Genomic DNA, 24614 nt, shown 5'->3' with positions numbered 1-24614 from the left:
TTAATAGATAAAGGATGTGACTTATGAAGAAGTCGATTTTGTTCAAAAAGTTAGGGATTATTTTATTAATTAGCCAAACACTGGTAGGGGTACCAATGTTGGCACAAGAAAGTATACTAGAAACAACCGTTCAAACAGAGACGGAATCAGTAACAACAGAAACCAGTCAGACTGTAGCTAATTTGGAATCTGAAACTACTAGCCAAACGGTGATGCAGGAAAAAGAATCCTCTTCGGCAATCGCCGAAAGCAGTAGCCGAAATGTGGTGGCAGTAACTACTGAAACCACAAATGAGATACAAAATAGTGATACAGATGAAAAAGCTGTTTCTGCAGAGAGTGTTTTTTCAGAAGCAGATTATAAACAAGCAACTGCACTGGAGTTAGCAACTTTAGTAAGAGAAAAAAAGGTAACGAGCGAAGAATTAGTAAAAATTGCGTTGGCCATCACTAAACGTGAAAATCCTACATTAAATGCGGTCATTACTTTACGAGAAGAAGCGGCTTTGACAGAAGCAAAAGCTTTACAAGATACAGGTCAACCATTTCTAGGTGTGCCGCTCTTACTAAAAGGGTTAGGACAATCCTTGAAAGGTGAAAGCAACACGAACGGTTTTGGTTTTCTCCAAGATCAAGTAGCTGGTGGGACATCGACCTTTGTCAAAGCACTACAAAATGCCGGATTCATAATCATTGGTCAAACGAATTATCCAGAATTAGGTTGGAAGAATATTTCAGATTCAAAGTTATATGGCGTTTCCGTCAATCCATGGAATCCTAACCATTATTCAGGTGGTTCTTCAGGCGGAGCGGGTGCTAGTGTTGCCGCGGCATTTGTTCCCATTGCTTCTGGAAGTGATGCTGGTGGTTCTATCCGCATCCCTGCTTCTTGGACAGGCACCGTAGGCTTGAAACCTTCTAGAGGAGTAATCATTGGCAATTCTAATAGTGCAAAAGGTCAAACTGTTCACTTTGGTTTAAGTCGAACCGTGGCGGATACAAATGCATTGTTTGAAACCTTATTAACCAAAAAAGATCTTCCTGCGGGACATTTAAGTCAAGCGCAACCCATTGCTTATACAACAGAATCCCCTGCCGGAACGCCTGTAAGTGCCGAAGCAAAAGAGGCGGTCGCTGAAGCTGTTGCTTTTTTAAAAGACCAAGGGTACACATTGGTTGAAGTGAAGCACCCTGTTGATGGGGAACGTCTAATGAAAAATTATTATACTGTAGCTGCTGGCTCAGCAGGAATTGCCGATTTTATGGCGCGGCAGAAATTGAAAAGACCGCTTGAACGAAATGATGTAGAACTGTTAACATGGGCGCTTTTTCAAACAGGAAAAAATATAACGAGTGAAGAGACAACTGCGGCTTGGACAGATATTGCTTTACAAGCACAAGCGATGGACGAATTTTATAAACAGTATCCTATCTTATTAACACCAACGACGGCTGCCACGGCACCTAGTATTGATAATCCGTTACTAAAACCAGAACATGCAGCACAGATGGAAAAAATTGATCAATTGTCACCAACAGAACAAAAACAATTGATTTATGACCAATGGCTGACGGCGTTCACATATACACCGTTTACACAACAAGCAAATTTATTTGGACATCCATCATTAAGTGTGCCAACTTACGTTTCAAAAGAAGGACTGCCTTTGGGGATTCAATTTAATAGTGCATTAAGTGAAGACCGAACATTGCTACAATTAGGTGCTTTATTTGAAAATAACCACAAGATAAATCAACCACATGTAGAAGAACCAGACAAAGACAAAGAACCAGATGCAAGTGGCGAACCAGAAAAAGACAAAGACCCAAATGCAAGCGGCGAGCCAGACAAAGATAAAGAACCAGATGCAAGTGGCGAACTAGATAAAGATAAAGAACCAGATGCAAGCGGCGAGCCAGATAAAGATAAAGAACCAGATGCAAGCGGCGAACTAGATAAAGATAAAGAACCAGATGCAAGCGGCGAGCCAGAAAAAGACAAAGAGCCAAATGCAAGCGGCGAACCAGACAAAGACAAAGAACCAAATGCAAGTGGCGAGCCAGAAAAAGACAAAGAGCCAGATGCAAGTGGCGAACCAGAAAAAGACAAAGAAACAAAAACAAGTGAAGGACCAATCGAAGGAAAAGATCAAAACCAAAACCAAAACCCAGACAAAGCTGGAAAAACTACTAGTGAGTCATCCTTAGATAATTCGCTGAAATCATCAGCAAATCAGGGAACCAAATCAACAGGAAGTACGCATGCTTTTTCTGATAAAAATATGATTGGGAAAAAAGAACAGCTTCCCAAAAAAGTATTACCAAAAGCAGGTGCAGAAGTACCTAGTACTTTCTGGATTGTTTTAGGAGGAGCTTTCTTAGTAACGAGTGGAACGATTTATATAAGGAAAACTAGAAAACGATAACCAGTGAAGGCTGGAGACAATTTATCCCCAATTGTCTCCAGCCTTTTTTCTTTGGTATACTAAAACCAATAGGGAAATGGAGGCGAAAGTAATGAGGGCGTTTGAGAAGATTCCAGAGTTTCAGCAATGGCAAAAAGTTGAAGCTATTCACCGTGGTTGGTCAACTGATTTAAAGTTTAAAGTTACCAAAAATCAAGAAACCTTTTTATTGCGAATTTTTCAACAAGAAGAGTTATTAGCCAAACAACAAGAATATCAATTTATCAAAAAAGTAGCGGCGTTAGGATTTCCCAGTTCTAAACCTTTTTTATGTGCACTTATTCCTGAAAGTGAACAAGGATACATGTTATTAACGTATCTAGAAGGTGAAGACTTAAGCGATGTTTTACCCGCTCTTTCTCCCAAAAGACAACTGAACTTAGGCGTAGAGGCGGGCCACTATTTAAACAAAATCCATAAGCTTTTGTTGCCTGAAAGGATTAGTCAAAGAGAGATTGCGCAAAATTTATACGAAAAAAAGCAGAGCCAACTAAATAAGTATAAGGAATCTCAATTTTGTATGCCGTACCAGCAGCCAATAATTTCATATTTAGAAAAACAATTACCGTTATTGCAACAACGGCCTGTAGTTTATCAGCATGGAGATTTCCATGTGGGAAATTTTATTTACTTGCCAACTAGGCAGGTCGGTGTGATTGATTTTAATCGATGGGATTTTGGGGATCCTTATGAAGACTTTTACAAGTTACAATTTTTTTCAAGAAAAGTTTCGCCATTGTTTGCTTATGGTCAATTACAAGGTTATTTTGCTGGGAAAGTTCCTACCTTATTTTGGCAGTTTCAAAAGCTTTATACTTTTCACGCAGGACTCTATTCTTTAGTTTGGGCACTGAGCTTTGGTGAAAAAGAAATCAGGACTATGGAACAGCAATACCAACAATTACTAGAGGACTATAATTGTGGAGAATTACTAGTTCCCAAATGGTTTTCAACTATCCAAAGAAAGGGATTGAGATTTTAGGTTTATTTCGATAGAATAAAAATAAAAACAGGAGTTTAAGGAATGAAACTAAACGGGATTATTATGATAGCAGTTGTTGGAAGCGTTTTATCTGGCTGTGGTTGGCAAAAATCGAAAGAGGAATCACAGAAAGTACAAACCGTACAAACAAACAATGTAAATACTGAAGAAACAAGAGCGATTTCAGCAACCGAAGTTAGTCAAACCACGGCGTTGGAATTAGAGCAAACAACGCAAACACAAGAATTAACTGAATTAGTTACAGAAGAAGGGACGATTTGGAATCAGCAAAAAGCAAAACAGTTAGGACAATACATGGAAACCTGGGGTCAAGAACGCAATCAGAACTATCAAGCGTACCAACCAGGTCACTCTGTAGCTTTTTACACGATTCAAGTGCCTGATGATTTATTGAGTTATGAACCTAAAATACAACCAGCTATTGGGAACAATCCCATTTGGTTAAATTGGTCAGAAACTGGCAACGAAGGGGGTTATTGTCTGGTGGCAGTATACTCTGACAGTGCGACACAAGTTGCCCAGAAGCATGTCTATTTATTTACTTTAGTGAATGGTGAAGCCAAAGTTTATGTGAGTAAAGAACAGCCAGTAGAAGAGCAACCTTATTTGTTTTTAAAAGAAACAAGTAATACAGAACTGAAAGAACAATTCACAAACCTTGTGAATAATCTTTAATTTTTTATTTAATCAAAAGGAAAAGAAAATTTATCATTGACAAAGTATCCGCTTTCATTTTATTCTGTAGCTACCCCTTGGGAAAGGGCAAAAGGAAGTTTTGAAAGGGATGGAAGAAAAAATGAAGGAAACAAGTTTAGTAATTATTAAGCCAGATGGCGTTGAACGAAAGTTAGTTGGCAAAATCATTCAACGTTTTGAAGATAAAGGTATTGACTTATTGCACCTTAAATTCGAACGACTAACAGTAGAAACAGTGAAGGAACATTATGAGCACTTAAAAGATGAACTATTTTTCCCTGAATTATTAGCCTATATGACAAGTGGCCCAGTGGTTGTGATGGTCGTTGTAGGGGACAATGTGGTTAAAAAAGTGCGTAAATTAGTTGGAGCAACGAATCCGTTAGATGCTGAAAGTGGCACCTTACGAGCGGATTATGGGTTGTCTGTCACCAAAAATTTAATCCATGCTTCTGATTCTGTCCAATCAGCAAAAATTGAGATGCAACGGTTCTTTGGTTAATCAGCGAAAAAGAAGCAATCCTTTATTTTTTATAAAGGATTGCTTCTTTTTTATTAATTGTCAGAATATTCCGCTTAAATGGTTGACATCTGGAGGTAGAAGAGTAGTATAGACTACATACTAAATACTAAATACTAAATACTAAATGACTGCGTGTGCTTCAGGAGGATAAAATGATAACAAGTGATGAATTGACAGAAAACCTTAGTCCGTTTGAATTAAGTCTATTTTTAGAGAAGAAATTACATGAAGAAAATCATAATTTAGAAACATTGTTAAATGCAGGGCGAGGCAATCCTAATTGGACGGCGCCAACACCAAGGGAAGCCTTTTTTTTATTAGGTCAATTTGCTACAAAAGAAACGTTAAGAGAGGGGAGCGAACAAACGGCTGGTATGATTCAGCCAAGTTTTGGTAGAACGCAACGCTTCTTAAACTTTTTAGCAGAAAATCCTAGCAAAGGGGCAACCTTCTTACAAGAAATTTGGACAGCAGAGCATAACTATTTTGGGATGGATAAGGAAATGTGGTTAGATGCCATGTTAGACTATGTGATTGGGGATAATTATCCGAATCCTGTTCGTTGCTTGAAGGCGTGTGAACAACCGATTAAAGCATATTTAAATCAAGAATTATTTTCCAGCGAAGCGCAACCGTTTGATATTTTTGCCGTTGAAGGTGGTACAGCAGGGATTTGTTACTTGTTTGATACGTTGGCAAATAATTATTTACTAGAAAAAGGTGATCGTATTGCGTTGTTATTACCAACGTTTGCTCCTTATCTAGAAATTCCAGAACTACCACGTTATGATTTTGACGTGGTTAAAATCAAAGCAGAGCAAATGATTATTGATGGAAAAACGACGTATCAATACTCAAACAAGGAAATTGATAAACTAAAAGACCCGTCCATCAAAGCGGTTTTTGTCGTAAATCCCAGCAATCCAACTGCTAATGCTATGGGAAAACCTACCATTGAACAAATCAAACAAATCGTTGCAGTGGATAACCCTAAGTTAATGATTTTAACAGATGACGTTTACGGAACTTTTGTGCCAGCTTTCCGTTCACTATTTACGGAGTTACCTTACAATACAGCTTGTATCTATTCTTATTCTAAATACTTTGGCGCTACCGGTTGGCGTGTGGGGACCATTGCGGTCAGCCAAGAGAACATCTTTGATCAATTATTAAAAGAATTGCCAGTGGCTCGAAAAATGGAATTACAGGCACGTTATGCTACATTGAATGCAGACACAAGCCAAATTAACTTTATCAGCCGCTTAGTCGCAGACAGCCGCGATATTGCGTTGAACCATGCAGCGGGACTTTCTTCTATTCAGCAAGCAATGATGGCTTTATTTAGTTTGTATGCTTTGTTAAAAGACGGTCAAGCATATAAAGACGAAGTGATGGATATCTGTCATACGCGTGAAAAGCTCTTGTTCCGCACCTTAGGCATTGAAGAGCCTTTAGCAAGTTTAAATACAGCATACTATTGTGAAATTAACTTTAGAGATTGGACAGAAAAACGTTATGGCCCAGAATTTTCAAGTTATTTAACGAAATCGTGGACGATCACAAAAGTATTAACCTCTTTAGCAGAAAAAGAAAAATTAATGCTTTTAAAAGCGGATGCTTTCGGGAGTGACAAATGGTCAGTTCGAATTTCTTTAGCCAATTTAGCTACTAACCAATATAGTGAAGTTGGTAAACGAATGATTCGCCTATCTGAACACATTAAAGAAGAGTGGTTGCGCCAAAAGCGCCAAGCAATTAAATAAAAAAACGCTAAGTCTCTTAAGCTACAGGAGACTTAGCGTTTTTGTTTATTATTTATTCATTTTTCCGTCAGTTTTGGTTTATAAATGTTTGCTACACTGGAGATAAGAGGAAATTAAGCGTTTATAAAAAGGAGAAAAGTGAATGAAACATATTAAAGGAATGTTGGTTTTTATCGGATTATTTATTTTGGTTGGTTGTGCGCCAGATCAAGAGTCAACGAAACAAACAACAAGTGGACCGCAAGAGACAAAGCAAGTGAAGCAAGTTACCGTCACCAATCAAACGACTTCTGCGGTGGAAAAACAAGCGCCGACTAAAAATGACGAACTGATTGCTAATCAATTGACTTTTGATTCTCATGAATACACGTACGAAGTGGTTACAGGGGCCACACAAACGACATTTGGGACAACCCCACCAGCAAAATATACACCAGAAGAAAAAAAGGAAAAAATGTTTTGGTCCAATCAACCGCCTTTGGGATTAATGACGGGTAACTATTATAAAAATGAAGGTGTATTTACTGGCGGAAATTACGGCATTGTAGAGATTATTACGGAACCTGAAACGCAACGGATTCTGAATGTTGAGTTTACAGAGTTTGCTAGTGATCCTTATTACGATACACGCTATTCGGGTGTCAACAAACGCCTGTCGGATTATCCTGAATTTCAAGCAAGCAACACGCGTACAGACGATACGTTAGTCACCGTTGTTAATGGTATTACTTATGTAGAAAAACAAATGCGTGACGAAAATCGTGTCACAGGTAATTTTTATACGGTACGCGGTTCATCAACTTCTGCTCGTGAAGGTTTAATGCCTTTAGCAGCAGAGATGGACACTTGGCTAAAAGAGCCATCGAAAGAAACGTATATCGGTTACGCAGAAGATTTAGGTAATGGCCTAATCGGTCGACTTCAAGTGATAACAGAAGAGCAGAAAATAAAACATGTCAGCTATGATGAATACTTTTCAGATGAACAGGAAAAAATCACAGAAACAGCCCTGCGGCCTTTTTATCGTCAATCGAAATATTATTCACCAGGATATAATAAACAAACCAACAATTCTTTTATTCATTTTGTAGATGCACTAACAAAGGCCATTACGACACAACAAACTTTATCCGTTAACGAAGAACAAGAGCTACAGCATTCGTCTTTTACTACTTATCAAAGATTGGCTGAAAAAATCAGCACGTTTCAAAATTCATTGAAGGAATAAGAAAAACGAAAGTAGGGCATAAGTCGTTTCGACTTATGCCCTACTTTCGTAATCTTAAGATTATCAGCTAAACCAAAGTGAGTTCTTTTTAAAGAAATACTTTTATTTTAGCCTTTTATAGATCTAAATAATTTTCTAAGTAATCTGCTAAACCATCTTGATCATTTGTTTTTTCAGTGACATCGTTGGCTACGGATTTAATTTTATCCGTGGCATTGTTCATAGCAACACCCCAACCAGCATAACTTAACATTTCTTCGTCATTATGTTCATCGCCAAAAGCAATGATATCAGCTGGTTTGACAGATAAAAAGTTCGCCACTTGATCAACGCCATGGGCCTTTTGAATTCCTTTTGCGACCATTTCTAAAATAGGCATTGGACCGCCCCAAGTGCGGACATCAATATAATCACCATATTGTTTTGTCAATGTATCAGCAACTTTTTCAGCTTGGTTTGGCGTGGTCCGAACCATCATTGAGGTAGGATTGCTTCGTAAATTTTTAGCATTAAGTAAATTATCTAAGGTTGCTTTGGAAGCAAAAAATTTCGGATCGAACCCATCTAACGTATCGATATAAAATGTTTCTTTGTTTTCAGCAGCAACAAAATCTAATTGTAATTCTTTTTTCTGTGCCAAAATGTCAAAGACTAGGTCACGCTCAATATTGGCTTCGCTTTCCAAGTCCCATTTTTTCTCTGGAATGTGGACTAAAGCGCCGTTAAAGTTAACCATAGGGGTCGTTAGGCCAAGTTGTTGGTAAAATTGATGACTCATTCTATAGGGACGTCCAGTGGCAATACTGACGTAATGACCGTTGTCAATCGCTTTTTTTAGTGTTTGTTCGGTTTTTGGACTGATTAAAGACTGTGCATTTAATGTTGTGCCGTCTAAATCAATAGCAATTAATTTTTTCAAGTAAAAATTCCTCCTAAATGCCTTTTACTCAGTCTAGCATAAAACCGAAGATTATCAAGGGGAGAAGTATGTTCATTTATAAGGTTTAAAAAAAAGCTTAAGAAGTATGCTACACTAAAATAAACCGTTTGAAAAAGGAGCGCAGAGCATCTTGAAAAATTCTAGAAATTATTTACGAGTGATCACCTTAATCTATTGTATCTATATGTGGTTATTTGCTACTCATTTTCATTTTATGGCGTTGAACGTGTTGTTAGCCTATATTCCAATTGAACTTAGTTATCTTTTAAACGCAGAAAAACGTAAAAAGGATTGGTTGATAGGTTTTGCTTGGTTAATTTTTTATCCTAATGCACCGTACCTATTTACGGATTTTTTCATTTAGAAACGTTATCTATTTATCGAGGCTTTAATACGATTTTTGCAAACCAAATTGGTGATTGGTGGGCGTTTGTTTGCTTAACTAGCGGGATTGTTATATATGGACTTTTAGGGATGAAAACAGTAACAACTGTTAGCCAGAAATTGCAAAGTTATTGCGGCTATAGAACAATTATAGGCTTTCAAGCCAGCCTTCATTTCTTGTCTGCTTTGGCGATTTATGTTGGACGTTTTGATCGATTACACAGTGTCTATCTTTTTATGAATCCGATTGAAACAGTGAAAATTATCTTTTTTGACTGGTCCCTTCAAAAATTAATGTTTATTTTATTAATGATGTTTCTACAGATGCTGTTGTTTGGGTTAATCCAATTATTAGGAAAAGAAGAAGCAATGTAAAGCTTTTTCTTTTTTTATATCCGCAAAATACGAACATTATATAGATAAATATATATAATAGTTAATATTTTGTTGTAAAAAGATAGCGATTCTCTTATAATCAAAGAGTAATTATTCGAAAACATGGATTTTAAGGGAGAGAAGTGCAATTATGAATACGTTTTTCAAATTAAAGGAAAACAAGACAACGGTATCAACTGAAATAATGGCGGGGGTTACGACCTTTTTTGCAATGAGTTATATTTTATTTGTTAATCCGTCCATTCTTTCAGAAACAGGGATGCCTTTTCAGGCTGTTTTTTTAGCGACCATTATTGCTTCAATCATCGGTACATTAATTATGGGGCTGTTTGCTAATGTACCTTACGCTCAAGCGCCGGGAATGGGACTCAATGCTTTCTTCACGTTTACGGTCGTTTTTGGGATGGGGTATACTTGGCAACAAGCATTAGCAATGGTTTTTATTTGTGGTTTGATTAATATTTTGATTACAGTGACAAAAATTCGCAAAATGATTATTAAAGCAATTCCAGAGAGTTTACAACATGCTATTGGTGGTGGGATTGGAATTTTTGTCGCTTATGTGGGGTTGAAAAATGCTGGTTTACTAAGTTTCACAGTACAAGCAGAACCTAAAAATGGTGTTGTGAATGGTTCGAGTATCGTGCCCGCTTTAGGAAATTTTGATAATCCAGCCATTATTTTGGCGGTAATTGGGTTAGTTTTAACAACGATTTTAGTTGTAACCAATGTTCGTGGGGCTATTTTAATTGGCATTGTGGTTACTACGTTAGTCGCAATTCCAATGGGGGTGGTAGACACTGCTTCGGTTGATTGGCATGCTAATTCGTTGGGCAATTCATTTAAAGAATTAGGTACAACTTTTGGCGCTGCTTTTGGTGCTGAGGGCTTACAGTCATTGTTTAGCGATTCTTCAAAAATTCCTCAAGTTTTAATGACCATTATTGCCTTCAGTTTATCAGATACGTTTGATACAATTGGAACATTTATCGGTACGGGACGTCGAACAGGAATTTTCTCTAAAGAAGATGAATTAGCTTTAGAAGATAGTAAGGGTTTCAGCACTAAAATGGACAAAGCTCTATTTGCAGATGCTATTGCAACATCTATCGGTGCGATTTTTGGTACATCGAATACGACAACTTATGTAGAAAGTGCAGCAGGAATCGGTGCGGGTGGTCGAACAGGTTTAACATCGGTAGTGGTAGCAATTCTATTTGCCCTAAGTAGTCTTTTTTCACCACTTATTGCTATTGTGCCGGCACAAGCTACGGCTCCAGCGTTAATTTTAGTGGGAATTATGATGTTAGCTTCTTTCAAAGACATCAATTGGACGGATTTAGAAGATGCGATTCCAGCATTTTTTGCTTCAATTTTCATGGGATTATGTTATAGCATCTCTTATGGGATTGCTGCTGGGTTCATCTTTTATGCAGTGGTGAAAGTAGTCAAAGGAAAAGCCAAAGAAGTTTCACCAATTATTTGGGTCATTGATGCGTTGTTTATCTTAAACTTTGTAATCTTAGCTATTTTATAGTAAACAGAAGTGAGGCTGAGATAACAGCGGTTAGCTTCGAAGGTGTTGCATTTGTTCAGCTATTTATCTTAAGCCCAAGTGTTAAGAAGTCTGGCAGATTGGTCGTTTTGGCCGGTCTGCCAGACTTTTTTTAAAAGAATTTTCTTTTGAGAGATTCACTCTTTTAGAGTATAGTGGTAGGTGAAGAGGTGATAAGGTGGATAAAAGTATGAAAATAAAATGGAAGCAGAATTTGTTAGTCGCATGGATTGGTTGCTTTTTTACAGGGGCGAGTATTAGCTTAGTTATGCCATTTATTCCAGTATATGTTGAACAATTAGGGACGCCTAAGAGTCAAGTAGAGTTGTTTTCTGGATTGGCAATTTCTGTCACGGCGTTTGCTGCTGCGATTGTTGCACCGATTTGGGGAAATTTAGCTGATCGAAAAGGTCGGAAAATTATGATGATTCGGGCTGCAGCAGGAATGACGATCACGATGGGGGCGTTAGCATTTGTCCCTAATGTATACTGGCTGTTGATTATGCGTTTTATGAACGGGATTTTATCCGGCTATATTCCTAACGCAACAGCGATGATTGCGTCGCAGGCGCCAAAAGAGAAAAATGGCTGGGCTCTAGGAACATTATCAACAGGTGCAATTGCTGGGACGTTAATTGCGCCATCGATTGGCGGTGCGTTGGCACAGTGGTTTGGAATGGAAAATGTCTTTATTATTACCGGCGTTATTTTATTCATTACAACGTTGTTGACTATCTTTTTAGTTAAAGAAGATTTTCAACCAGTTGAGAAAAAGGATTTATTAACGACGAAAGAAATTTTTAGTAAGATGGATCATGTTTCAGTATTGATTGGTTTGTTTGTGACTACGTTAATTTTACAATTAGGAATTACAAGTATCAGCCCAATCTTAACGCTATATATTCGATCTTTAAGTGGCGATACAGAGAATGTATTATTTGTTAGTGGTTTGATTGTTTCGATTGCCGGCGTTTCAGCAATTATTTCTTCTCCAACTTTGGGAAAAATTGGGGACCGCATTGGGAACCAAAAAGTTTTATTAGGCGGATTAATTCTTTCTTTTATTTGTTACATTCCCATGGCGTTTGTGCAAACACCTTTTCAGTTAGGTGTTTTACGATTCCTTTTAGGTTTTTCAACAGGTGCTTTAATGCCATCAATCAATACGTTAATTAGTAAAATAACGCCAACAGAGGGCGTAAGTAGAGTTTATAGTTACAATCAGATGTGTAGTAATTTCGGTCAAGTTTTAGGACCGATGGTAGGGTCAACAGTTGCCCATGGTTTTGGCTATTCTTCTGTTTTTCTGGTAACCGCTTGTTTCGTTTTAGGAAACATTGGGTTGTCCTTCTTTAATTTCCGAAAAGTTTTAAATAAAAAGCTCTAAACAGTTGAAAAGATAAAAAAACCAGTTACAATAACTTTAGTAACTGGTTTTTTCTTATTTAACAGGTTTGGTTTCTTTCGGTACTGCAAAGTGTGCAATTAATAAAATAATAACGGCTGTTGCCAACGATAGAATCGTTGTCATTTTAAAGTCGTATGAACCACCAGATAATGCACCGCCGATATATCCAACGACTTGGCCTAATGCGAAGGTCCAGAAAAATACAACAAGATAACGCATATGAGCACCTCTTTTCTAGCTCTTAGTTTAGCATATTTTCTTTAAAAGTAAAGAATCCGCGATAGGAAAATAAGAGAAGAGGCAAAAAATAGCAAGGATTCAAAAAGGAGCTGTCCAATGTCATTTCCACAATTACATACCGTTACTTCCTATTCGCTTTTATCTAGTACGGTTAGGATTCGTTCCTATGTAAAACAAGCGAAAGCGTTAGGTTATCAAACATTAGCGATTACCGATATCAATGTCTTGCATGGGGCGGTTGAATTTTATGAAGCATGCCAAGAAGCGGGAATTCAACCAATTATCGGTTTAAGATTAGAATATACCCCAGCAGAAAAAGAAGGGCATTCCGAGTTGCTTTTATTTGCTAAAAATTTAAAAGGTTATCAGCAATTAATGCAACTATCTAGCAGCAAAATGACGACAGAGGGTCCCTTTTACTTAGCGGAACATCAATCCTTATTAAGTGATTTATTTGCCGTGACTTTGTCAGCCAAAGGAGAAGTCGCCCAAACATTTTTTGAAGATGAACAACAAGCGGTTCACACTTTCCAACAACTTGCTTCATATTTTGATCCCCAGTCGTTATTTGTTGAACATTCTTTTTCAATGAATCAACAACGCAATCCAGCGCTCTTTTCTTTTTACCAAAGAGAACAATTACCTGGCGTGGCTTTGCAAGAGGTACGTCATTTAACAAGGGAAGAAGGCTTTGCCGTAACTGTTCTTGAGAGCATCAAAGAAAATAATCAATTGAATATTACAAGTCAAACACCGGAAATAGAAGGTCTGAATTACTTGCGTGAAGCAGAGACGACGATGGAACAAATGCTTCAAATAGCTGGTGCAGAAGTGGTCCAGAATACGATTCAGCTAGCTGGAAATTGCCGAGTTGACATTCCTTTACATCAAAAATTATTACCGCATTTTCCTGTGCCTGATAATCAAACGGCTGGTTCTTATTTACGCACATTGTGTTTAGAAAAATTACCAGAAAGAGTGCCTCATCTAAATGAAGTTTACCAAAAACGATTAGAAAAAGAGTTAACCATCATTCACAATATGGGCTTTGATGATTACTTTTTAATCGTTTGGGATGTGATGGACTTCTGTCATAACAATCAAATTGTTACAGGCGCTGGCCGAGGTTCAGCTGCAGGCTCTTTAGTGTCCTATGTGCTATCAATTACAGATGTAGATCCAATCAAATATGATTTGCTTTTTGAACGTTTTTTGAATCCAGAACGCTACACGATGCCCGATATTGATTTAGATATTCCTGATAATCGGCGGGAGGAAGTTTTAGCTTATGTCAGTCAAAAATATGGTCATTATCACATGGCGCAAATTGCCACGTTTGGTACGATGGCTGCGAAAATGGTTTTACGGGACGTTGCACGTGTTTTCGGGTTGTCCCAGAGTGAAGCGAATCGTTGGTCGGCAGCTGTCCCAAACAAGCTGAAAATTACGTTAGAAGAAGCGTACCAAGAGTCGAAACGGATGCAAGAATTGGTCAATTTTTCACCAAATAATCAATTGCTCTATAAAACAGCTGTTCAGCTAGAAGGATTGCCTCGCCATGTTTCTACGCACGCAGCAGGTGTGGTAATTAGTGATGAAAATCTTTTGAATTTGGTTCCGTTACAACCAGGATCGAATGAAATTTTATTGACCCAATTTACTATGAATGATGTTGAAAAAATTGGTCTTCTGAAAATGGATTTCTTGGGCTTAAGAAATTTATCCATCATTGATGATACCCTCACAGCTGTTAAACGCGTCTATAATCAAACCATTCGTTTGAATCAGATTCCATTAGATGACGAAACAACGCTGGCTTTATTTAGAAAAGGGGAAACAAGTGGCGTTTTCCAGTTTGAATCTGCTGGAATTCGGAATGTATTAAGAAAATTAGGGCCAACTAGCATTGAAGATATTGCTGCTGTCAATGCCCTGTATCGTCCTGGTCCGATGCAAAATATTGATGTTTTCATCCGCCGAAAAAAAGGCTTGGAACAAATTAGTTATCCAGAGCCTAGTCTCGCCCCCATTTTAGAAAATACGTACGGAATTATTGTTTACCAAGAGCAGATTATGCAAGTTGCTGCGAAAATGGCTGGCTTCTCTTTAGGGCAAGCTGACATTTTACGTCGGGCCATTAGTAAAAAGAAAAAAGATGTGCTAGATGAAGAACGAAATCATTTTGTTAATGGTGCGCTACAACAAGGCTATCCCAAAGAAACAGCTAACCAAGTGTACGATTATATTGAGCGCTTTGCTAATTATGGCTTTAACCGCTCGCATGCATTTGCCTATTCCTTTATTGGTTTTCAAATGGCTTACTTGAAGGTTCATTATCCGAGTGCTTTTTATGTCGCATTGTTGCATTCTGTTCGTCATAATCCAACAAAAATTAAAGAATATATTGGCGAAGCTAGAAAAAACAAGCAGACGATTTTGCAGCCGTCAATTAACCAAAGTCACTACAGCTTTTACCTAAATCAGCAACAGCAAATTTTATTTGGTTTTAGTTCTTTAAAAGGAATCCGCCGAGACTTCATTCAAAATATTTTAAATGAACGCCGAGAAAATGGACCGTACAAAACGTTCGATGAGTTTCTTTTGCGAATTGACCGTAAGTGGTTGAAAGTTGAAAATATCGAACCATTGATTGCCATCGGTGCATTTGACGAAATTGCACCCAATCGCCGTCAATTAGCGGTAGGTTTAGAGAGTAATATCCAAAGTATTCTTCTCAGCGGTGGTAGTATGGATTTGTTAGAAACGTTGAAGCCAAAGGAAGAAGAAATTGTCGATTATCCGCTAGAAGAGCGACTAGAACAAGAAGAACAATATTTAGGGGTCTATTTATCAGGACATCCGACAGAAGAGTTCAAAAAAACACGCTTAGCCAAGCAAACGCAACTTGTTCATGAACTTGTTGAAAATCAGCCCACGAAATTATTGATTTATGTCAAAAACATTCGGACGATTCGGACCAAAAAGGGAGAACAAATGGCCTTTGTTGATGGGGATGATACAACAGGAAGTATTTCACTAACGTTGTTCCCAACTGTTTTTCGCCAGTTAAGACAGAGTGTCGAGAAAGGGCAAGTTTATTATGTGGAAGGAAAAGTGGAACGCAGTACGTACAATCAAGAATTGCAAATATTGGTTCAACGAATAGAAAAAGCCCAACAAGTAGAAACATCAATTAGTGACGAAACGTGTTTTATCAGAATTACAAAAGATGTCGAACAAACGGACGTTTTTCAGAAAATGAAAGAGGTACTCAGTCGTCACGCTGGACACATTCCAGTGATTGTCTATTTTGAAAAAACAGGTAAGAAAATAGTATTAAATGAAGAAAATTGGGTCGCTCATACAAGCGCTAGTCAGCAACAATTAGCTTACGTTTTAGGCGAGCAAAACGTCATTTTCAAATGATTTACGGTAAAAAATACTAGTTGTTTTCAACTTTTTTCATTTTTTTCTTCTTAACTCAAGACATTTTGGTTCTTTAATGGTAAAATGAATGACGTAATATTTTTGTATATCAATTTTTGCGAAAAGGTTTCTTTTGGCAGTTGAAAGTATATTATATGAGGTGAAATAGCGAATGAAACGCATTGGTATTTTAACCAGCGGGGGAGATGCCCCTGGAATGAACGCTGCAATTCGTGCAGTCGTACGCAAAAGTATTTTTGATGGAATCGAAGTTTACGGTATTAACTATGGATTTGCCGGTTTAGTCGCAGGCGACATCCGTCGTTTAGATGTTGCTGACGTTGGCGATAAGATTCAACGTGGTGGAACATTCTTGTATTCTGCTCGTTATCCTGAATTTGCTACTGAAGAAGGGCAATTAAAAGGAATCGAACAATTGAAAAAATTCGGTATTGAAGGCTTAGTTGTTATTGGTGGAGACGGTTCTTATCATGGCGCAATGGCTTTGACAAAACGTGGTTTCCCCGCTGTTGGAATTCCTGGAACAATTGATAATGATATTCCTGGAACAGATTTCACAATCGGTTTTGATACAGCGATTAACACTGTTTTGGAATCAATTGACCGAATTCGTGATACAGCGACTTCCCATGTTCGTACATTCGTTATCGAAGTAATGGGACGTAACGCTGGTGATATCGCATTGTGGTCAGGCGTGGCAGGCGGAGCAGATGAAATCATTATTCCTGAACATGATTTTGATATGAAAAACGTTGCCAAACGTATTCAAGAAGGCCGCGACCGCGGGAAAAAACATTGCTTAATCATTTTAGCAGAAGGCGTAATGGGCGGAAATGAATTTGCTGATAAACTTTCTGAATATGGTGATTTCCATACGCGTGTATCAATTTTAGGACACGTGGTTCGTGGGGGCTCGCCAAGTGCTCGTGACCGTGTATTAGCAAGTAAATTTGGGTCATATGCTGTTGAACTTCTAAAAGAAGGCAAAGGCGGTTTATGTATCGGTATGTTAGATAACCAAGTAGTTGCAGCTGATATTATTGACACGTTAGAAAACAATAAACACAAACCAGATTTATCTCTTTATGAGTTAAATCATGAAATTTCTTTTTAATCTTGTATATTAGCTAATCTTATTAGCTTTGTATAAACAAATTTGGAATAGGAGCGTTTTAGTAATGAAAAAAACGAAAATCGTATGTACGATTGGACCAGCTAGTGAATCCGTTGATATGCTAGTAAACTTAATTAATGCAGGTATGAATGTTTGCCGTTTGAACTTTTCACATGGTGACTACGAAGAGCATGGTGCTCGTATTAAAAACATTCGTGAAGCTGTAAAAATTACAGGGAAACGCGTAGCGATCTTACTAGATACAAAAGGTCCTGAAATCCGCACAAATGACATGGAAAATGGCGCAATCACAATGAAAATTGGTGATTCAGTACGTATTTCTATGACAGAAGTTTTAGGAACAAATGAAAAATTCTCAATCACTTATCCAGAATTAATCAATGATGTAAACGTAGGTTCACACATTCTTTTAGATGATGGTTTAATCGATTTAGAAGTAACTGATATCGACCGTGATGCAAACGAAATCGTAACAGTTGTTAAAAACGAAGGCGTCTTGAAAAACAAAAAAGGCGTTAACGTACCAGGCGTTTCTGTAAACTTACCAGGGATCACTGAAAAAGATGCTAACGATATCCGTTTCGGAATTGGTCAAGGAATTGACTTTATCGCAGCTAGCTTCGTTCGTCGTGCTTCTGACGTTTTAGAAATCACTAAAATTTTAGAAGAAGAAAACGCAACACACATCCAAATCATTCCTAAAATCGAAAACCAAGAAGGTATCGATAATATCGATGAAATCTTAAAAGTTTCTGATGGTTTAATGGTTGCTCGTGGTGACATGGGTGTTGAAATTCCAACAGAAGATGTTCCAGTTGTCCAAAAAGCTTTAATTAAAAAATGTAATGCTTTAGGTAAACCAGTTATCACTGCAACACAAATGTTAGATTCAATGCAACGTAACCCACGTCCAACACGTGCGGAAGCAAATGACGTAGCAAACGCAATCTACGATGGAACAGATGCAGTAATGTTATCAGGCGAAACTGCAGCAGGGGATTACCCATTAGAAGCTGTTCAAACAATGGCTCGTATTGCAGTTCGTACAGAAGAAACATTAGTTAACCAAGATTCATTCGCATTGAAATTATATAGCAAAACAGATATGACTGAAGCAATCGGACAATCTGTTGGCCATACAGCACGTAATTTGGGTATCCAAACAATCGTTGCGGCAACAGAATCAGGCCATACAGCACGTATGATCTCTAAATACCGTCCAAAAGCACATATCGTTGCAATTACGTTCTCAGAACAAAAAGCACGTAGCTTATCATTATCATGGGGTGTTTACGCAACAGTTGCTGACAAACCATCAAGCACAGATGAAATGTTTAACTTAGCTTCAAAAGTATCACAAGAAGAAGGTTATGCTTCAGAAGGTGATTTAATCATTATCACTGCTGGTGTTCCAGTTGGCGAAAAAGGCACAACAAACTTAATGAAAATTCAAATGATCGGTTCTAAATTAGTTCAAGGTCAAGGTGTCGGTGAAGAAGCAATTATTGCAAAAGCCGTTGTTGCAGGAACTGCTGAAGAAGCAGTTGCTAAAGCGACTGAAGGAGCTATTTTAGTTACAAAAACAACAGATAAAGAATACATGCCTGCAATTGAAAAAGCATCAGCATTAGTTGTTGAAGAAGGTGGTTTAACTTCTCATGCAGCTGTTGTAGCGATTGCACAAAATATTCCAGTTATCGTAGGTGCTGCAGATGCAACATCATTAATTAATAATGACGAAGTGATTACTGTTGATCCTCGTCGTGGTATTGTTTACCGCGGAGCAACAACAGCTATCTAAGTCTAATTAATTCAATCATTTGATTTTAAGCAATATGTACTCGGACGCAAAGCTGGGACAAACCGATTCGTCAGTTTGTCTCAGCTTTTTTTACAAGGAAGACAGTGGTATGAAATGTTCAGAAAACACGTATTCAGTAAATAAAGAGTTGGGCGCAAATAGTAAAATTATGTCTTAGTTTTAAATTATTTATGTTATTTCACACAAAAATTTTGTTATTTAATTAAATAAGCGCTAAGTTATCTTCAACAGAAAAACAATTATAAAAAAAACGAAAGAAAAACAGGAAATAAGAAAGGGCTGTCAAGAAAATTTCATTGACAAAGCTTTCATACCCCTGTATAATAGCTTTTGTTGCTTAGGAGTGATAATTATGAAGTGGTCTTTGTTAGAATTAAATAAATACAAAGAAGAGCCGCTAGTGTTTTCAGAAACATTGCATCTTAAAGAAGAGCTTCTTCAACGAGATGATACCTTGTTGGATGTAAGTCCAATCAAAGTAGAAGGCTTATTAGCAGTCAATAAATCAGAATATTTACTTCATTACACTATTCAGGTAACTGTAACCGTTCCTTCATCCCGTTCTTTAGAACCTGTGGCTTTGCCAATGCAAATCATGGTCGATGAAGTCTTTATGACAAAAGAACAAATGGATACAAGAGATGAACGATTTGCAGCTGAAGAGATTATTTTATTGGACAAGCCAACAATTGATTTAGATGAATCTGTCGAAGACAACATTCTATTGTCCATTCCAATTCAAGTGCTTACAGAAGAAGAACAAAACAGTCAAGAAATGCCAAGTGGCAATGACTGGGAAGTGATTTCAGAAGAAGCATATTTGGAAAGTAAGCAGAAAGCAGCAGAACAAACAGTGGATCCTCGTCTGGCTAAACTATCAGAATTACTCAGCGATAATGCTGAAGAGGAAGATAACAGCTAGGTTGGAATATATTGTGTATGTAAATACACGCATCTTTACAAGGAGGTGGAACAACAATGGCAGTACCAGCTAGAAGAACTTCTAAAGCGAAAAAAGCAAAACGTCGCACACACTACAAATTAACAATCAAAGGCTTAAATGCATGCTCAAACTGTGGTGAAATGAAAAAAAGCCATCACGTATGTCCAGCATGTGGTCACTACGATGGAAAAGACGTAATGTCTAAAGAAGCATAAGCATAAAAACATTTTTTGAAATGTTGAATCCCCTAGGCTAACCATGGAGCCTAGGGGATTTGTATTTTTTTAAGAAAATATGAAGAAATTGGAAATTTATTGGCACTATATTGTTTTCATATGAAAGATAGTGCGTTATAATAGTGAGGATTATAAGAGAATGCTCATAGAATTTTCGTTGATTATAATATAGGAGGTCATAAAATGACAAAACAACAATTTGGCGTAGTCGGCATGGCTGTCATGGGAAAAAATCTTGCTTTAAACATTGAAAGCAGAGGCTATACAGTTGCGCTGTATAACCGTACAGGATCAAAAACAACAGAAGTGGTTGAAGAACATCCTGACAAAAACTTTCAAGCAACATACTCAATTGAGGAATTTGTGAATGCAATTGAAAAACCTCGTCGAATTATGTTGATGGTTAAAGCTGGACCTGCAACAGATGCGACAATCCAAGAATTGTTACCACACCTTGATAAAGGCGACATCTTAATTGATGGCGGTAATACGTTCTTCAAAGACACAATGCGACGTAATGAAGAACTAGCAAACTCAGGAATTAACTTTATTGGTACTGGCGTTTCTGGCGGAGAAGAAGGAGCCTTGAAAGGACCATCTATCATGCCTGGCGGACAAAAAGAAGCGTATGAGTTAGTTGCGCCAATTCTTGAAAAAATTTCAGCTAAAGCAGAAGACGGTGAACCATGTGTGACTTACATTGGCCCAAATGGTGCTGGACATTATGTAAAAATGGTTCATAATGGGATTGAATATGGGGACATGCAATTAATTGCTGAATCCTACGATTTAATGAAACAAATCTTAGGTTTATCTGTTGATGAAATGGCAGAGATTTTCAAAGAATGGAACGAAGGCGAATTAGACAGTTACCTTATTGAGATCACGGCTGACATTTTGACACGTAAAGATGATGAAGGAACCGACCAACCAATCGTTGATGTTATTCTTGATGCAGCAGGCAACAAAGGAACAGGTAAATGGACAAGCCAAAGTGCGTTAGATCTTGGCGTACCATTACCATTAATTACAGAATCAGTATTTGCACGTTTTATTTCGGCTTACAAAGAAGAACGCGTAAAAGCAAGTGGCATTTTATCAAAACCTGCAGCTTTTAACTTTGCAGGCGATAAAAAAGAATTGATTGAAAAAATTCGCGAAGCATTATACTTTAGTAAATTAATGAGTTATGCGCAAGGTTTTGCACAACTCCGTGCAGCTTCTGAAGAATACGGATGGGATTTACCATTTGGTGAAATTGCAAAAATCTGGCGAGCAGGTTGCATTATCCGTGCACAATTCTTACAAAAAATTACCGATGCATATGAAAAAAATCCAGCACTTGAAAACTTGTTGTTAGATGAATACTTCGTAGAAATTACGAAAAAATATCAACAAGCCGTTCGTGAAGTTGTTGCGATTGCTGTTCAAGCAGGTGTTCCTGTACCAACATTCTCATCTGCAATTGCTTATTACGATTCTTATCGTTCAGATCGCTTACCAGCGAATTTAATTCAAGCACAACGTGATTACTTCGGTGCTCATACGTACGAACGCACAGACAAAGAAGGAATCTACCATTACAGCTGGTACAACGAAGAATAAACACGCTGGAGACCATGAGTGTGGCTCACCATGCTCATGGTTTTACTGTGGCTTAAAAAAGAACCAGACAGATTGAGTAGTAATTCTCTAATAAGTAGTAAGGAATAAAAAGGTTGAGCTTGAGTATAGCTTTTAAAGAGAAAGGACAATTAATCAAATGAGCAACATTTTAATTATTGAAGATGAAAAGAACTTAGCGAGATTCGTTGAGCTTGAATTAAAACATGAGGGGTATACGACAGAAGTACACTACAATGGTCGTACAGGGTTGGAAGCCGCTCTTAACAACGAATGGGATGCTATCCTTCTTGATTTGATGTTACCAGAATTGAATGGATTAGAAGTATGTCGCCGTGTTCGCCAAGTGAAAAATACACCAATTATTATGATGACTGCGCGTGATTCAGTAATTGACCGTGTTTCTGGTTTAGACCATGGAGCGGATGATTATATTGTTAAACCATTTGCAATTGAAGAATTGTTAGCTCGTTTACGTGCGTTACTTCGTCGTATTGATATTGAGGGCGATAAAAACGTTGCAAAACAAACAACGATTACATATCGTGACTTAACAATTGAAAAAGAAAATCGTGTCGTTCGTCGTAATTCTGAAATGATTGAATTAACAAAACGCGAATACGAATTACTATTAACGCTAATGGAAAACGTGAACGTTGTCTTGGCACGTGATGTGTTACTAAATAAAGTTTGGGGCTATGAAACAGAAGTAGAAACAAACGTTGTGGATGTGTATATCCGCTACTTACGAAATAAAATTGACGTACCTGGAGAAGAAAGCTACATCCAAACTGTCCGTGGAACTGGCTACGTTATGCGTTCGTGAGAACTAATTAATGAAAAGAACGATTAAAAAAGAACTGGAAGGCCCATCTTTAACTATAAAGTGGGCTTTCGCAAGTTCTTTCTTTATATTTGTAGTTTTTACCATTTTTGCGGTGATTACCTATAAGTCTTCTGTCAGTCTTATTGTTGCCAAAGAAAAGGAAAATGTCGAAGCAACGATTGCAGAAGTAACAAATCGATTAGCTAATGCCAATGAAAATTTAACGGTAACAGACGTTTTTGACTATTTAAAAACGCCGAGTGAAAGAGATGAAAACTACTATAATAAGCATACAGCAGTAGAAGGTTCGTTTATGGAAATGGACAGTTTCATATCTGAACTAGGACAACCAGAACTTTATTTATCTGTGTATGACACAAACCAAAAACTAGTTTTTAAAACGCAAAATGAATATGATAAGTTATTACAATTGGATCGACAATTACCTGTTGTTCGAACCGTTTTTGATAAAACCGGTTTTTATTCCGTGGAACCTATTTTTTCAAAAGAAACACGAGAAAAGATTGGCTATATTCAAGCGTTTTATGAACTTTCTTCTTTTTATGAAATTCGTAATCATTTATTATTAACGCTTGTAGTTCTAGAAGTGATTTCTTTGATTGTAAGTAGTGTCTTAGGCTTTATCCTCTCTTCTTATTTCTTAAAACCATTAAAAGTATTGAGAGACACGATGGATACAATCCGCAAAGACCCGCAATCAGATGTCCACATGCCGGAGATTAATACGAGAGATGAGTTAGCAGATATTTCGGAAATCTTTAATGAAATGTTAGATCGTATGAGACGCTATATCGAACAACAAGAGCAGTTTGTTGAAGATGTTTCCCATGAATTAAGAACGCCCGTTGCGATTATGGAAGGCCATTTAAACCTTTTAAATCGTTGGGGAAAAGACGATCCTGAAATTTTAGATGAATCATTAAAGGCCAGTTTACAAGAAATTAGTCGTATGAAGAGTTTGGTCCAAGAAATGCTTGACCTTTCACGCGCTGAACAAGTGGACACCCAATATGCAAATGAACGAACAGATGCTAAACAAGTAGTCTACCAAGTATTTAATAACTTCCAATTGGTTTATCCTGAATTTCATATCACATTAGATGATGATTTACCGACTGAAGTTGAACTGAAAATCTATCGTAATCACTTTGAACAATTGCTAATTATTCTATTAGATAATGCGATTAAATATTCAACAGATCGAAAAGAAGTGCATATTTCCATTTCTCGAACGATGAATGAATTTGAAATAGCTGTGCAAGATTTTGGTGAAGGAATCACTGAAGAAGACTTGGAGAAAATATTTGATCGATTCTACCGAGTAGATAAAGCCCGTGCAAGAAATAAAGGTGGTAATGGCTTAGGTCTATCGATTGCAAAACAATTAGTCGAAAACTATAAAGGACGTATTGATGCAGAAAGTGTATTGCATCAAGGAACGATCTTTAGAATTTTTATTCCAATCGCTGGAATAAAAGAAGAGAGCAACGTACAATAAAGTACGTTGCTTTTTTTTACGAATGATTAACGAACATTTCAGTAAGAGAAAAGGGATTATAAGATAAAGAAACGAATGTTTTCTTTGTAGAAAATATTCATCGTTCGAAATTGAAAAAAATGTTATTTTTCTGCAAAATAATAGTTGCGTTTTAGAAAAATCCTTGGTATATTAATATCTGTTCTGACAAACAGTTCGTTAAGAAAAAAGTTTTAAAAAGTTGAAAATTTTTCTTGACGAAAAGATAAATAACATGTTAGAATAACAAAGTCGTTAAAGAGATTGCTTTTAAATCAATCATTTGATCAAAAAAACTTGTTATAAAATAACAAAAAAGTTTTAAAAAGTTGTTGACAAACAACTGAGTTAATGATAAGATATAGAAGTTGTCACAACAGACGACAACGACCAAGCAAAACAACTTGAAAAAACTTTTTAAAAAAAGTTCTTGACATTCAAACA

The 24614-nt window shown here is 37.2% G+C and carries 18 protein-coding genes and 1 pseudogene; 17 read left to right on the top strand and 2 right to left on the bottom strand.

What is annotated here, in order from left to right; all coding sequences use genetic code 11:
• The first annotated feature begins 23 nt into the window (after positions 1-23).
• The 6 genes from AB3I72_RS08225 to AB3I72_RS08200 all read left to right on the top strand — a co-directional run bounded on the left by AB3I72_RS08225 (position 24) and on the right by AB3I72_RS08200 (position 7678).
• The gene (locus AB3I72_RS08225) at positions 24-2426 is read left to right on the top strand and encodes an amidase family protein (protein WP_368023808.1); all 2403 of its coding nucleotides are present in this window, start codon (positions 24-26) and stop codon (positions 2424-2426) included.
• Positions 2427-2502: 76 nt separating this feature from the next.
• Positions 2503-3447, top strand: coding sequence for an aminoglycoside phosphotransferase family protein (locus AB3I72_RS08220; protein WP_179189494.1), 945 nt, complete (start codon positions 2503-2505; stop codon positions 3445-3447).
• Positions 3448-3489: 42 nt separating this feature from the next.
• The gene (locus AB3I72_RS08215; RefSeq protein ID WP_086280988.1) at positions 3490-4143 is read left to right on the top strand and encodes a DUF4767 domain-containing protein; all 654 of its coding nucleotides are present in this window, start codon (positions 3490-3492) and stop codon (positions 4141-4143) included.
• Positions 4144-4252: 109 nt separating this feature from the next.
• Positions 4253-4666: a nucleoside-diphosphate kinase gene (ndk, locus tag AB3I72_RS08210; RefSeq protein WP_002383435.1), complete on the top strand. Its 414-nt coding sequence runs from the start codon at positions 4253-4255 to the stop codon at positions 4664-4666.
• 173 nt (positions 4667-4839) lie between these two features.
• A complete protein-coding gene (gene aspD / locus AB3I72_RS08205; RefSeq protein WP_002355939.1) occupies positions 4840-6450 on the top strand; it encodes an aspartate 4-decarboxylase in 1611 nt (536 codons plus the stop codon).
• Between the two features lie 142 nt (positions 6451-6592).
• Positions 6593-7678, top strand: coding sequence for a hypothetical protein (locus AB3I72_RS08200; RefSeq protein ID WP_368023807.1), 1086 nt, complete (start codon positions 6593-6595; stop codon positions 7676-7678).
• Positions 7679-7793: 115 nt separating this feature from the next.
• Here the strand turns inward: AB3I72_RS08200 and AB3I72_RS08195 are convergent, their stop codons facing one another.
• Entirely contained in the window at positions 7794-8597 is an 804-nt protein-coding gene (locus AB3I72_RS08195) for a Cof-type HAD-IIB family hydrolase (protein WP_010775688.1), read from the bottom strand.
• 205 nt (positions 8598-8802) lie between these two features.
• Here AB3I72_RS08195 and AB3I72_RS08190 point away from each other — a divergent pair.
• The 3 genes and pseudogenes from AB3I72_RS08190 (at position 8803) to AB3I72_RS08180 (ending at position 12340) form a co-directional block, all read left to right on the top strand.
• A pseudogene (locus AB3I72_RS08190) lies at positions 8803-9377 on the top strand (DUF1361 domain-containing protein).
• Positions 9378-9528: 151 nt separating this feature from the next.
• Positions 9529-10935 (top strand): NCS2 family permease, encoded by a 1407-nt coding sequence (locus tag AB3I72_RS08185; protein ID WP_368023806.1) that lies wholly within the window; start codon positions 9529-9531, stop codon positions 10933-10935.
• Positions 10936-11143: 208 nt separating this feature from the next.
• Positions 11144-12340, top strand: a complete 1197-nt coding sequence (locus AB3I72_RS08180; RefSeq protein WP_002381323.1) for a multidrug efflux MFS transporter — start codon at positions 11144-11146, stop codon at positions 12338-12340.
• A 54-nt stretch (positions 12341-12394) separates the two neighbouring features.
• Here the strand turns inward: AB3I72_RS08180 and AB3I72_RS08175 are convergent, their stop codons facing one another.
• On the bottom strand, positions 12395-12580 hold the full coding sequence (locus AB3I72_RS08175; RefSeq protein ID WP_002355945.1) for a YjzD family protein: 186 nt from the start codon (positions 12578-12580) through the stop codon (positions 12395-12397).
• Positions 12581-12697: 117 nt separating this feature from the next.
• Between AB3I72_RS08175 and dnaE the strand changes: the two genes are divergently transcribed.
• From dnaE to AB3I72_RS08135, 8 genes are all read left to right on the top strand, one after another.
• The gene (gene dnaE, locus AB3I72_RS08170; RefSeq protein WP_368023805.1) at positions 12698-16027 is read left to right on the top strand and encodes a DNA polymerase III subunit alpha; all 3330 of its coding nucleotides are present in this window, start codon (positions 12698-12700) and stop codon (positions 16025-16027) included.
• Positions 16028-16199: 172 nt separating this feature from the next.
• Positions 16200-17162, top strand: coding sequence for a 6-phosphofructokinase (pfkA, locus tag AB3I72_RS08165; RefSeq protein ID WP_002355947.1), 963 nt, complete (start codon positions 16200-16202; stop codon positions 17160-17162).
• Between the two features lie 64 nt (positions 17163-17226).
• Positions 17227-18984 (top strand): pyruvate kinase, encoded by a 1758-nt coding sequence (gene pyk, locus AB3I72_RS08160; protein ID WP_002355949.1) that lies wholly within the window; start codon positions 17227-17229, stop codon positions 18982-18984.
• A gap of 373 nt (positions 18985-19357) precedes the next feature.
• Complete coding sequence (locus tag AB3I72_RS08155) at positions 19358-19927, top strand: DUF177 domain-containing protein (RefSeq protein ID WP_368023804.1); 570 nt, start codon at positions 19358-19360, stop codon at positions 19925-19927.
• 56 nt (positions 19928-19983) lie between these two features.
• A complete protein-coding gene (gene rpmF / locus AB3I72_RS08150; RefSeq protein WP_002355952.1) occupies positions 19984-20163 on the top strand; it encodes a 50S ribosomal protein L32 in 180 nt (59 codons plus the stop codon).
• 204 nt (positions 20164-20367) lie between these two features.
• Complete coding sequence (gene gndA / locus AB3I72_RS08145) at positions 20368-21789, top strand: NADP-dependent phosphogluconate dehydrogenase (RefSeq protein ID WP_002355953.1); 1422 nt, start codon at positions 20368-20370, stop codon at positions 21787-21789.
• A 157-nt stretch (positions 21790-21946) separates the two neighbouring features.
• On the top strand, positions 21947-22633 hold the full coding sequence (locus AB3I72_RS08140) for a response regulator transcription factor (RefSeq protein WP_002355954.1): 687 nt from the start codon (positions 21947-21949) through the stop codon (positions 22631-22633).
• A 10-nt stretch (positions 22634-22643) separates the two neighbouring features.
• Positions 22644-24152 (top strand): HAMP domain-containing histidine kinase, encoded by a 1509-nt coding sequence (locus AB3I72_RS08135; RefSeq protein WP_002363430.1) that lies wholly within the window; start codon positions 22644-22646, stop codon positions 24150-24152.
• Positions 24153-24614: the final 462 nt, after the last annotated feature.

The sequence above is a fragment of the Enterococcus sp. GC34 genome, assembly GCF_040886645.1.
Classification (GTDB): Bacteria; Bacillota; Bacilli; order Lactobacillales; family Enterococcaceae; genus Enterococcus; species Enterococcus faecalis.
Note: the sequence above shows the minus strand (reverse complement) of the source record. Positions and strands in the feature narration are given on the sequence as shown.